Origin of the sequence: Lacibacter sediminis (assembly GCF_014168535.1) — a bacterium.
Lineage (GTDB): Bacteria > Bacteroidota > Bacteroidia > Chitinophagales > Chitinophagaceae > Lacibacter > Lacibacter sediminis.
Genome location: NZ_CP060007.1, coordinates 1,641,712 through 1,655,175, shown reverse-complemented (window position 1 = coordinate 1,655,175; position 13,464 = coordinate 1,641,712). Strand labels below are relative to the sequence as shown.

Genomic DNA, 13,464 nt, shown 5'->3' with positions numbered 1-13,464 from the left:
TTTAACCGGAGTTTGATTTGCTGATATGATTAAACCCATGTTTACGAATTAATAATTGGTATCGCTACTTCTTCACCCCGACTTTCTGCAGAAACATAGGCCGCATAAATCGTTGCAATGACATCTGCTGCCAATTGACTGTTACTTTCGATGGCTTCACCAACTGCTGCTGTACGATAAAACGCTTCCATCTCATGCTGATACCCGTTGAACCATGCTTCATCGGGTGAAATAAATGACCAACCTTGTTTCGTGCCCGTTTTCTCCACTACATACACATCACTGAAATTTTCTTCCAAAGGATTATACGTTTGCATCGCATTGTTGGGTGCGATATTGCAAATAGTCCGGTGGTTGTTTGCATGCACTTCTACATAATTCTTCACACCTCCATGTAATAATTCACTTGCAACAATATCTGCAACGCTGCCATCTTCAAATACCACATGAACTGTTGCATAATCTTCTACATCCTTGTACGTATCTCTCAGATGACTTTCGTTTTTATAACCCGGCATCCGTGTAACAGCATGTGTTCTTGCCGAAACTGTTTTTGGGCGAATCGATTTTTTATTTCTTGAAAGTCCTTCCACCTGTTTTAAATAAATAGCCGCAGTTAATGGATGACTGCCCTTGCCCATTAGAGAGCCACCGCCTGAAAGACGCCACTGTCCATAATCCAACGAATGTGAACCTGAATGCGATTGCTGTGCCTGTATCCATAAAATCTGTGCATCGGTTTTTTCAATGAGCTCACGTTCTTTTTGAATAGCCGGCGCATACACCCAGTTCTCCGCATACATGATCGAACCTTTGCTTTCTTTCTCTGCCGATAATATCCGTTCAATACTTTTCAAAGCGAAGGCTAATCCTTCTTTACGTGAAAAAGTATCGCCGTTGAATGCTGCAGTTCCATCGCCAAAATAACCGGTGAAAGGTTTCTCTACTATTACATGCTTATCTTGTTTCAACACCTGTATCAACATTTCTTCATGTGTTGATGGCGGCGTACATATATGAAGCACATCTGATGCTGCGATCAATGCTTCCAGGCTTTCATAACTTTTTATTTCCCTTGGTTGCGTAAACGCATTTAACCTATCCTTGTTTGTAGAATAAGCGCCTGCTACCACTACATTCGCAGAGTACACCCTTTTGACTGCTTCGAAATGAAACTTCGCCGCAAAGCCGGAGCCAATAATTCCTGCACGTATCACACGACCGTTTCGTACCATCACATTGTATTATTTCTTAGCCGGTATTAATGCCTGTTTGATTGATTCCACCCAATCATCTTTACTCATATCATACAGAATAAAATCAGAATCGAATTGCCAGTAACTCCAGCTCCAGTTTCTTGCTTCCGCTTGTCTTGCGATATAATTTGTCCACTTGATACGTGAAGCCATATCTGCTTTTTCATACGCCCCAAATTCGCCGAGTGTTAATGGCCGCTTATTTTTCATTGACCATTGCTGAGCAAAATCAAAATCTGCTTTCACAGAATCTTCCTGCGCTTTGCTTTGCGTCCATTCAATTCCGCTCAGGTCTTTATTCCGTACCGACCATGGCGCACCCTGGTGCGTAAACTGTATGGGACTGTAATAATGAATTGCCACAATGATGTTTCGGTCTTCTTCCAGTAATTTCAAATCAGGTAAAAATTTGATCTGGTTGCCATTGATGGTGCCAATGATGATCGTTCTGTTAGGATTTGATTTACGCACAACTTTATACGCTTCACTTTGAATCGTATTCCATGTTTCCGGTTTCATGTTCGGCTCATTGCATAATTCAAACATCACATCATTGGAATATCCCTTACAATGCTCAGCGATCTGTTTCCACATCGCCAATATCTTCGGCATATTGCCCATTGGGTCTTTTGCAATGGCATTGTGTTCATGAAAATCAACAATCGCCATCAACTTATTTTTCAATGCTTCTTTAATAGCCCAATCAAGCGTGACAAAAAAATCTGGTTTGATCGTATATGCGGAATCACCCATGGAGAATTTAAACGGAGCAATCACAATACGCACATTGTTAAACCCTGCTTCTTTAATGAGTTTAAAATGCTTTGCTTTCATCCTGGCCTTGGAAGAATCTTTCCATAAAGGATCGTAGCCAATAATATTTACACCACGACCGAGTCGCTTATTTTGCTCAAATGCATAATTAGCTTTATTAGTGTTTTGTGCTGATAGTGTTGAACTGACAAACAGCAATACAATTATTCCGGAAAATGGAAACCTGATCTTTGTTTTCATTACAAATGAATTGAGTTAAATCGTTGCAGATTATTTATATACTTCGCTAATAGCTTTGTTCAGATCATTAATCATGGCAGGTACTAATGCAAATGGATCGTACGGTGTACCACGTACCAACAATGTTTCAACAGGCAGGTAGCCTTTATAACCACCATCTTTAATGATTTGCACAAGACGCTTGTAATCGGTAGGGACTTTGCTTCCAATACCAAACACACTTTCTTTCACCTGCCAGTTAACTGCATAGGGAACAACTGCAGCAATATCTTTGTATGGATCTTCTGTTTTGAAATTGCCAACATCAACAATAATACCTGCCCATTTTGAATTGACTCCCTTCAACACATAAATACATTGCTCTGCTGTTTGCAGCATATCGCCATGATTCTGTATGCCGATCTTTACTCCATACTTTTCGCCATAAACCACACATTCTTTGTAGCACTCGATCATCCATCCTGCTACTTCATTCCATTTATTTTCGTAGCCCTTTGGAATTTCGCCGGAAAACACACGCAGCACCGGTGCTCCCATTTTAGAAGCAGCAACGATCCATTTTTTCGCCAGCTCCACCCCTGCTGCACGTACTTTTGGATCAGGTGAAGCAAAATCGTTGCGTATACCTGTTCCACTGATCACAATGTCTAACTCCTTTGCCCTGTCTTTAAATTTTTTCAGGTATTCATCAGATGGTACTTCCGGATACGTAGGAAAGAAATAAGCTGTTGGATCAAGTGCTTTAATTTTCTTCACAGCACACCAATCAAGCAGATTGAATAATGAATAGACCTGTTGTTTATCACGTGTATCCTTTGCAGACAACAGATCGCTGAATGAATAAGCATTCAATGCAGATATAACCGGCACGTCGTTTTTCTTTTTCTGTGCCATAGTTGTTGTAACAACAGTGCTCAAGCATAAGACCATTACAATGCTGAACAGTCTCACACTTTTTGTATTTGTTGATTTTATAAAAGATGTATGCATGTTTTATTTTTTCAGATTATTGATTGAATGTTCCGTTGCTTATAAATGCGATCTTCTTGCTATCGGGCGACCAACTTGGAACATTCATTGTTCCTTGTCCGCCGTACAAGTATGAAATCACTTTCGTTTCGCCACCTTCTACCGGCATTAAACGCAAATACACACGCTCATAAAAAGGATGTTTCTCTGCAGGTACATCTTTGGAGAATGAAATAAACACCAGCCATTTGTTATCGGGTGAAACATGCGGAAACCAATTATTCATTTCATCAAACGTTAACTGTGTTTGATTTTTCCCGTCAGCATCCATCCGCCAGATCTGCATTTTTCCCGTGCGTGCAGAATTGAAATAAATAAACTTTCCGTCAGGTGAGTATTCTGAACCATCATCCAACCCTTTTGTTTTTGTTAGTTGAATTTCTTTCCCCCCATCTTTTGAAATTTTATAAATATCAAAATCACCATTGCGTTCGCCTGTGTATAATAAAAATTGATTGTCGGGCGACCATCCATGAAAATAAGAGGGACTTTTGGTTGTGATTCGTTTGGGCACACCACCTGTAACAGGAACAGTGTAAACAACCGATTGACCTTTTGCTTCAGCTGCATGATGACTGATACCGATCTGTTTACCATCGAATGTCAAAACATGATCATTGTTATTCTTCACAGCAAAATCAGTATTCAGCAAGGTTGATTGTTTTGTCGCTAAATCGAAGTTGTACAGTTTGCCACTTGCATTGTAGATAAGTGTTTTTCCATCGGGTGTCCAGTTAGGCGCCTGCCATGAACCTGCAGCGCTTGCAACTATTTCCCGATGACCTGTTGTAACATCCATTATTTCTAATAAGCTTCCGAGATAAGTTCTGTATTGCACCAAACTATCTGGTGCTGTATGAAACATTCTAGTATTACTAAACAGTACCTCTTCCGAAAACAAATTACTGTGCGAACAGATGAACAGACCAGCCAACACATCCGTTCCAAGATCGATACTGTCTAATTGCTGCACCTGATATACTTCACCAAAACGTGCAACCGACATCGTATAAGTAGTTCCCTTTTTCTCCAGTTGTAATACATCCGGCGATTTGATCGTCATCTTGATTTCTTTCATCGTTCCGTCTGCAGTTGTGCGGTATTGAAAAGAAGTGAGTCCATCACCATGAACAGTGCATGCGATGACAGGAGAATTTGTAGCCAGTGAACTTCTGATCATCAATCCTGCTTTACGGTGCAGCTCATGTCCTTCGCCAATAAACTTTACCTGTGTTTGCAGAATGAAATCACCATTCACTTTTTTGCTTACAAACGAAAAGCTATCTCTTCCAAACCAGATGTTTGAACCCGAACCTGTAAGACGATATGTTTGTGAAGGTTCATGATAACTTGCGCTTCCTGCAATTATGGGTGAACCAACATCAGTAAACACATCAAACATCCCGATCCTGGATCCGGGAATCTGCGCATGCAGATTTATGAGAAAAGACAAACAGAAGAGAAATATTGCTATAGGTTTTTGATTACGCATGTTCATCTGTTAGTTTAAAATATTATTGATGCGCAGTAACTCTTCATCGGTGAACGAATAATTATCAAGACACTTCAATGAATCCAATACCTGTTCAGGTTTGCTTACACCAATTAAAACAGAGCTGATGCGTTTATCTTTCAATATCCATGCGAGTGCCATTTGTGCAAGGTTCTGTCCACGCTCTTCTGCCAGCACATTCAATGCACGCACTTTATTGATCTTCTCATCAGATACATGGTCTTCATCAATGGCGCCATTGCCACGATGACTTGCTGCCCGTGAACCATCAGGAATACCTTTCAAATACTTGTTTGAAAGTAAACCTTGTGCCAATGGCGAAAACGGAATGCAGCCTACTGCATTCTGCTCCAACACATCCAGCAAACCATCTTCCACCCAACGATCGAACATTGAATATTTTGGCTGATGAATTAAACAGGGTGTTCCCAATTCTTTTAAAATTGAAATGGCTTTTGCTGCTTCTTCAGGTTGATAACTTGAGATGCCGACATACAACGCCTTCCCTTGTCGCACCATCAGATCAAGTGTACCCATCGTTTCTTCTAACGGCGTTTCCGGATCGGGACGATGATGATAAAATATATCAACATAATCAAGCCCCATGCGTTTTAAACTTTGATCAAGACTTGCAGTTAAATATTTTTTCGAACCCCAATCGCCATAAGGACCGGGCCACATACCCCAGCCTGCCTTGCTTGAAATAATGAGTTCATCACGATAAGAAGTAAAATCATCTTTAAAGATCTTACCGAAATTTTCTTCTGCTGATCCCGGAGGCGGACCATAATTATTTGCAAGATCAAAATGTGTGATACCGTTATCAAATGCAACACGCAATATGTTACGTGCATTTTCCAATTGATCGATATGACCGAAGTTGTGCCAAAGCCCCAATGAAACAGCAGGCAATTTCAATCCGCTGTTTCCGCATCGGCGGTATTCCATCTTCGTGTACCGCTGTTCATTTGCCAGGTATCTCATCCAATAATTATTTTGATAAGTTGTTTGATCATTAAACTTCGTCAACTGTAGCCAATGCCTTTACCATAATTTCAAGATCGGTGGTACCTCTGAAGCCACTAAAGCCTACTGAAAATTTTACACCGTTTTTTAATTCCAAAGGCTGACCACCTTCCCATCCAATTAAATCGGGTGCTTCTATTCCATTTGCGTTTTCGCCTACTTCTTTATTAAATACTTTCTTTTCGTACTCACCGGTTTTTATTCCGGTAAGCCAAACCTGGCTGGCTTTTGTCCATGCCACTTTATACGACTGACGTAATCTTGGTTTATCTGTACCAAACATTTTACCGTGTGTATGTCCGTTTTCATCAATGATGCATGCAGCAACATTGCCATTGGAAATACAATTGTCTGCAGGGTTCTCCATGTATTCAGGTATCAGTTTTTCAATAGCCTCGAATAATCGATCAACAATAACCGGTATTTCTCTGCTTCTCATTTGACTTGTTTTAATGTGTTTGTGATTTCAATGTTTAATCAATCAGTTCAAACTTTATTTTTTGACCATTGACGATGAGATAATAATCGCCACTTTCCAATCGCCTCATTCCATTTGCATCAGGAAAACTCAAATCACGCATAGGATCAATTTCAAACGTGAATATTTTCCGCTCGCCAGTTTTCAATTCTTTCTTTTCAAAGAATTTCAACTCCTTCATGGGTCTTGTGATGGATGCAACAGGATCTGCTATAAACCACAACAGCGTTTCCTTTCCATCCATGGCTCCGCTGTTTGTTACTTCAACCGATGCTGTTATTTTTTGATTTTTTGAAAAGCGTGTCGCAGATAACTTCACATCACCATAAGTGAAACTTGTATAACTCAATCCATAACCAAATACATACTTTGGTTCAGTAGGAATATCCTGGTAGCCGCCGAGTTTAGGACGAGCCGACTGACGCATGTTGTAATATGTTGGGATTTGTCCTGTTGTTAATGGAAACGTGATCGCCAATTTACCGGAAGGATTTAACCGGCCGGAAACCATTCCTGCAACGGCACTACCACCTGCAATACCCGGTTGCCATATTTCTAAAATAGCATCCGATAAGTTTTCTAAATTTCCCAACTCTAACGGACGGCCATTGGATAGAATAAGAACGATGGGCTTTCCTGTTTTCTTTAATGCACTCACCAAACGTTCCTGGATGACGGGCAATGCAATAGTTGAACGTGATGCATTTTCGCCGCTCCACTTTTTCATTTCGCCGATGCAAACAATGATTACATCTGATTGCATGGCTGTATTCACGGCCTCTTCAAATCCACTTTCATCTGATCCTTCAAACGCACAACCTTTTGCATAATGCAAACTTGCTTTGCCGTTAAATTCTTTTTCAAAACCTTCATATATAGTTTCAACTGCTTCGGGTACACCTTGTCCTTCCCATGAACCCATGATGTTAATGCTATCTTTTACCATTGGCCCGATCAGTGCAATCCTTTTGACTGATTTATTTACCGGAAGTGTTTGCTTATTATTTTTCAGCAACACCATCGACTCTGCAGCAAGCTGTTCTGCAATATGCATGCTTTCAGGTTGATAGTAACGTTCGTTTTCAGGAAGCTCCACAACATAGGGTTGTTCAAATAATCCCAATCGGAATTTGATACGAAGAATTCTACGCACCGCCTCATCGATCTTACTCATCGGAATTTTTTTCTCCTTTACGAGTTGTGGTAAATGTTCAACATAAATATTATCAACCATGTCCATCTCTACTCCCGACATGAAACTCAACCAGGCCGCTTCTTTTTTATCTTTTGCAAATCCTTGCGGAATTAAATTTTCAACCGAACCCCAATCAGATACTACAAAGCCATCGTGTTTCCAACGCTTCTTTAATATCTCCGTTAATGTATATGGATTTGCAGATGCAGGTATACCACTGATATCATTAAACGAACTCATCAATGTGGCAGCACCTGCTTTTACACCTGCTTCGTAAGGCGGCATAAATGTTTCCCACATCGTTTGTGCCGATACATCTGCATAGCGATAATCACGACCACCTTCAGATAAACTGTAACCGATATAATGTTTAATACATGCAGCAATAGAATATGGATCTGATAATTTATTTCCCTGATAACCTTTAATCGATGCAACAGCAAACATGGCATTCGCATAAGGATCTTCTCCATAGCCTTCTGCAACTCTGCCCCAACGTGCATCACGAGCCACATCAACCATTGGAGAAAACGTCCAGTCAACGCCGGAGAGTTTCGATTCTTTTGCAGCAACAGAACAGGCATCTTTCACCAGATCAGTATTCCATGAACAGGCCTGCGCAAGTGGAATCGGAAAAATAGTACGATAGCCGTGGATCACATCAAAGCCCATGAGAATCGGAATGCCAAGCCTTGATTGCTCCATCGCTTTGCGCTGGATCTGATTTTTATAAACAGGATTGATGCTTCGATAAATGAGTGAACCGATTTCCGGCCGCACAGCTTTCATGCTTGCTTCAATGTTATTGGCATTTGCATTCTTTCCATACGTCCATTGATTCATTTGAAGAATTTTTTCTTCAATTGTCATGCGTTTCAACAAATCTTCGATCCGGCTTTCAATGGATGCATTTTTATTTTTGTAAAGTGGTACAGTTGTTTGTGCTGAAACAAACGACGAGAATAAAAGAGATAAAAAATATAAAAAGAAACGTTTCATTCCTGGTTAATTGCAATACATAAAAAGAATGATAAAAGCAGGACTGTACATTTCTACAGTCCTGCTTTTAATAAGAACAGCTTAATAGTTGGGGTTCTGCGGAAAATTCGGTGCCATGAGATCGATCTGACTTTGTGGAATTGGCCAGCGAACCATATGTGATTGCATTGGAAACACAGCTTCATTTGTTTTAGCACTGCCGAATGTATGATATTGATTTACCTGTGATATCAGCACACCCATTCTCTTTAAGAGAAACCAACGGCCTCCTTCAAACGCTAACTCACGTGCTGACTCTTCTAAAATTGTTTTCTGATCTATTGAAGTAAAACCAGGCATACCTGCTCTTGTTCTCACTCTGTTAATGTAAAGCAATGCAGTTGGATCGGCCGGGTTGCCAGACTTTCTCCAATGCGCTTCAGCTCCCATTAAAAGTGTTTCAGCTAAGCGGTAAACAATTACATCTTTAAAACTTCCTGCTCTTCCATCAGGCTTTGAAAAATCCTGGTACTTCTTAATACTCCAATGATACTGTCTGTAATTATCAGGATAAGAAGACTTGGGCAACTTCAATCCATAGTAAGGCGATGTTGGTTTATTACCAATTACAGTATCAGGATAGAAATAAGTGGAGAAACGTTTATCAGGCGAAAGACCTGTTGCAGGATCCCAACTCATTAAGCTTTTCAAATAATTATTGGGAGTTGTCCATGCAAATGAATTACCACCCCAATTATTATCTTCAATCATATGACCACCGGGCATTTCATAATAGCGTGCAGTAAACACAGCTGACAGAATATGTTGACTTCCGCCTGAAAGCGCATCTGTCCCTCCTGTTATTTCGTCGTATTGAAATGTATAGATCGATTCTTTATGATTTACATCTGCACCAAACACTTTATCAATTGCCTGCAAACTGTAACCACCGTTATTAATGATCGCATCACACTGAGCAGCCATGGTAGTCCAATCGCTTTGCCATGATGCTACCTGTGCACGCAGGTGACGGGCTAAGCCCTGGCTCACCTGACCGGGTTTTGCAGTATAAGGTAAATTAGCAATAGCATAATCGAGATCAGCATTAATAAGATTCAACACATCAGCTTTTGCGGCAGGTGCATAAGTAACTTCATCAAACGCATTAGTAACATCTGTTGGAATCGTATCGATAAGAATATTATCATACAATTGCCAGAGTTTGAAATAGGTCATCGCCCTGATCACTTTTGCTTCAGCTATCAGTTTGTTTTTATTTGCTGCTGATGAAAAAGTAATAGACGGAGCTTTCGAAATAATTGCACTCGCCCTGTCGATCAACTGGTAACCCGAATTCCATTTACCTGTCGGGAAATTTGTTGGGGTCATGTTGGCTTTATAGATCTGTGCGTCGTTAAACGTTCTTGTACATCCTAAATCATCTGCACAATAAACCCACAAATTATTTTGTGTTAATCCGTTTGCATCGCTCACTCTTTCGTAGGTACGCTGTAGATTGTACAGTGCTCCCAAGCCTACGGTTAAACCGGCTTCATCTTTATAAATTACATCAGAACTTATCTGTGTGAAATTTTCTTCTGTAAGCCACTTTTTGCAGGAAGAATTGAGAAGTATGATTCCCAAAGCCCCGAATATGATTTTATATAACTTATTCATTTGTTCTTTTTTTGGATAGAAATTAATTGCTATTATCATGTGATAATTCCAGGGATCATCATGCTTATAAACCAAGCTTTAAACCGAATATGAAATTTCTCGTCATTGGATAAGCATAGAGATCCTGTTCAGGACTATACGCCTGGTAATCTGTAATGGTTAAAAGATTTTGACCTGTTGCATAAAAGCGCAGAGAATTTAATTTCAACCTTGAAACTACCTTTGGAGAAAATGTATATCCAAGCGTTACATTCTGCAGTCTCCAATAAGAAGCATCCTGTAATCCAAGATTGGTCATTCCCGGAGGCGAAGTACCTGCGTTTGGTTGCGGATAAGTATTAGAAGGATTTTCAGGTGTCCAGTAGTCAACCTTGATACCATTCCTGTTACCTCTTAAATCGCCGCCTGCTGTATAGTCATACAGGAATTGGTTGTTACGAATGATGCCCTGTACAGTATAAATATCAACAGAGATATCAAAGCCTTTGTAGATGGCACTTAAATTAAACGAGCCCATCCAATCAGGATTTTGCGAAGTGATATAGTTATCATCTGCATTTATTTTTCCGTCGCCGTTTTTATCTTCAATTTTAACAGAGCCCGGCACCGGTGTTCTTCCTGTAAAAGGATCTACAATCGGCAAACCGTTTTTATCTAATGCTACCGGAGCCTGCACACCATTTATTTCCCATTTGCCGGTTGCAGAATTAAATGTTGAACCGGGATATACTTCCAGCGCCTGCCATACACCAAGATATTTTGGTTGACGGAAAATTGAAATTGGCTGACCGATGAACCAATTGTTACCAACATCATCATCTTCTCTTCCATCACCATTCAAATCGCCATATAAACGGATGATTGAATTTTTATTCTTTGAAAAGATGAGACCCGCCTGTACTTTTAAATCTTTCTTATCAACAGCTATGGCGTCAATTTGAAGCTCAAGCCCTTTATTTTCGATTTCACCAATATTGTATGGTTGTGAAGTATAACCGATAGAAGCATTTAACTGACGGTTCACTAACAAGTCAGTTGTTCTTTTATTATAGTATTCCACTGTACCGGAAAGACGATTGCCGAAGAGGCCAAAATCAAGTGCAAAATTAAGTGTGGTAGATGTTTCCCATTTCAACATAGGATTCGATAATGTACTGCCTGGTGTGTAGCCGGAAATTCTGTCCACACCAAATAAATAATCCACTTGATTTGCAAGACTCAAACTTCCGTATGGTCCATTAGCTTCGTTACCTGCGCTGCCATAACTGGCTCTTAGCTTAAGATTAGAAAGATGTTTGAAATTAGACATGAATTTCTCTCTGTGAATATTCCAGCCTACAGCTACAGCTGGAAAAAATCCCCACTTATTTTCTGTACCAAAAACAGAAGATCCGTTACCTGTGTATGTTATTTGTGCAGAATATTTTGATGCATAGTCATAGATGATTCTGCTTACTCCCGTCAACAACCTGCGCTTGTTACCGGCAATATCAGGCACATTGATCATAGCAGCTTCAAGTCCGTAAATACCCAGAATATCGTTTGGTATTTTTGAAGCAGAATTTCTGAAACTGTAATAATCCTGTTCCGAAGCTGTTCCAACCAAAGTGAAATTAAAGTTGTGACTTCTGATTCTTGTATTATAACTAAGAATGTTTTCAACCAGCCACTCTACATTTTCCTGGAAAAAGATACTTCCATTGGCAAAACCATTTGCAACACCACTTTCAGACAGCTTAGTATTATAATTCAACTCTTTGAAATTCCATGAACGTCTGCTTGTATTGAGCCGGTAGTTAAAGCCTTTGATCGGACTAACATCAAAAAAGATATTAATGATGTCATTGCGATTTGTTACTCTGTTTTGTGTTTCTTTTAAATTCAATAATGGATTGAAACTTTCCTGGTTACCGCCGGGGCGTACATTGTACGATCCATCAGCATTATAAATATTGCCAAGCGGAGAAGCAGTAACAATTTGCCGAACAATTCCTGAAACACCAGGGTCACTTGAAACTGAATTCTGAAATGAAGTATTTACACCTGCTTTCAACCAGCTTGTTAACACCTGATCAATGTTTACTCTTACAGTTCCTTTATTTGTATTTGTTGTTGGTACAATCCCCGTCATGTGTTGGTAGTTGCCACCAACATAAATTTTTGTTTTTTCATTACCGGCCGAAAAACTAAGATCATGATTTTGAATAGAGGCAGGTTTTAAAATTTCACCCGACCAATCGATTGAGCGGTTCTCTGAAATTGCTGCCAATTCATCTGCACTGAAAATAAGCGCATCAGAGCGCATGATATTTCTATTAACAGCTCTGTCTGCTTCACGTTTCAACTGAGCAAACTCCTGACCATTGTACACATCGAAATTTCTTTTTGCAGTTTGTGTTCCGTAATAGCCATTGTAGTTAACGCTGAGCTTACCGGTTTTGCCTCTTTTGGTTGTAATCAGAATTACACCGTTGGAAGCCCTTGCACCATAAATGGCTTGCGCAGCCGCATCTTTTAAAATTTCAATGCCGGCAATGTCGTTTGGATTAAGATCATTAATAGAACCGATGCGAACACCATCTGCAATAACAATAGGTGCTGTGCCACCGGAAATTGAACTTCTGCCACGGATAAGAATATTGGATGAACCATTCGGCCCCGCATCGCTGGTGGTGATCATTACACCCGCTGCTTTACCACGCAACATTTCGCCCACATCCAATGTGGCGTTACGTGTTGCTTTCTCCGGTTTAATAGAAGCAACAGAGCTGATGATATCACTTTTCTTTTGTGTACCATAGCCTACAACAACTACTTCATTCAATCCTGTTGACGTTTCTGTTAATTTAACGTCGAGAGTGGTTAACTCTCCGATTTCGAATTCTCTTGATTCGAACCCAACATAAGTAATCACAAGTATACCGGAAGAATTTGCAGGGACACTAATTGAAAATGTTCCTTTGTTGCCTGTGGTAGTACTTGTTGTTGAATTTTTCAGCATTACGGTTGCACCCGATAACGGAGTGTTATCTGCTGATGTGATTTTTCCTGTTACTGTTTTCGTTTGTGCAAATGCGAGAATGCTGCAAAAACACAAAAAAAGAGAAAACGTAATTTTCTTTTTAAGCATAACAATCGTTTTAGTTTCGTTAAGACTGGTCGTTTGAGGATGTTAAATTGAGAAAAAGAAAAGGAACAACAACGGAGATGAAGACATTTATTAACTACAACGTTTTCGCATACAGCAGTGTAAATTCATTGGTGAAAATTCTAAAAAAATAAGTTGAAACAATAGAAG

The 13,464-nt window shown here is 39.9% G+C and carries 9 protein-coding genes; all 9 read right to left on the bottom strand.

Translation table 11 applies throughout. From position 1 onward, the window contains the following. Positions 1-41: 41 nt before the first annotated feature. Complete coding sequence (locus H4075_RS07160; protein WP_182806599.1) at positions 42-1,235, bottom strand: Gfo/Idh/MocA family protein; 1,194 nt, start codon at positions 1,233-1,235, stop codon at positions 42-44. Positions 1,236-1,244: 9 nt separating this feature from the next. Continuing rightward, on the bottom strand, positions 1,245-2,270 hold the full coding sequence (locus tag H4075_RS07155) for a glycoside hydrolase family 5 protein (RefSeq protein WP_182805469.1): 1,026 nt from the start codon (positions 2,268-2,270) through the stop codon (positions 1,245-1,247). Positions 2,271-2,300: 30 nt separating this feature from the next. After that, positions 2,301-3,260 (bottom strand): sugar phosphate isomerase/epimerase family protein, encoded by a 960-nt coding sequence (locus tag H4075_RS07150; protein ID WP_182805467.1) that lies wholly within the window; start codon positions 3,258-3,260, stop codon positions 2,301-2,303. A 16-nt stretch (positions 3,261-3,276) separates the two neighbouring features. Next, positions 3,277-4,791, bottom strand: a complete 1,515-nt coding sequence (locus H4075_RS07145) for a TolB family protein (RefSeq protein WP_182805465.1) — start codon at positions 4,789-4,791, stop codon at positions 3,277-3,279. Between the two features lie 9 nt (positions 4,792-4,800). Further along, positions 4,801-5,796 (bottom strand): L-glyceraldehyde 3-phosphate reductase, encoded by a 996-nt coding sequence (gene mgrA / locus H4075_RS07140; protein WP_182805463.1) that lies wholly within the window; start codon positions 5,794-5,796, stop codon positions 4,801-4,803. Positions 5,797-5,827: 31 nt separating this feature from the next. Beyond that, a complete protein-coding gene (locus H4075_RS07135; protein ID WP_182805461.1) occupies positions 5,828-6,277 on the bottom strand; it encodes a GlcG/HbpS family heme-binding protein in 450 nt (149 codons plus the stop codon). Between the two features lie 34 nt (positions 6,278-6,311). Then, on the bottom strand, positions 6,312-8,510 hold the full coding sequence (locus H4075_RS07130) for a glycoside hydrolase family 3 N-terminal domain-containing protein (protein WP_182805459.1): 2,199 nt from the start codon (positions 8,508-8,510) through the stop codon (positions 6,312-6,314). An 81-nt stretch (positions 8,511-8,591) separates the two neighbouring features. Then, positions 8,592-10,166, bottom strand: coding sequence for a RagB/SusD family nutrient uptake outer membrane protein (locus tag H4075_RS07125; protein WP_182805457.1), 1,575 nt, complete (start codon positions 10,164-10,166; stop codon positions 8,592-8,594). Positions 10,167-10,230: 64 nt separating this feature from the next. Beyond that, the gene (locus tag H4075_RS07120; protein ID WP_182805455.1) at positions 10,231-13,296 is read right to left on the bottom strand and encodes a SusC/RagA family TonB-linked outer membrane protein; all 3,066 of its coding nucleotides are present in this window, start codon (positions 13,294-13,296) and stop codon (positions 10,231-10,233) included. Positions 13,297-13,464: the final 168 nt, after the last annotated feature.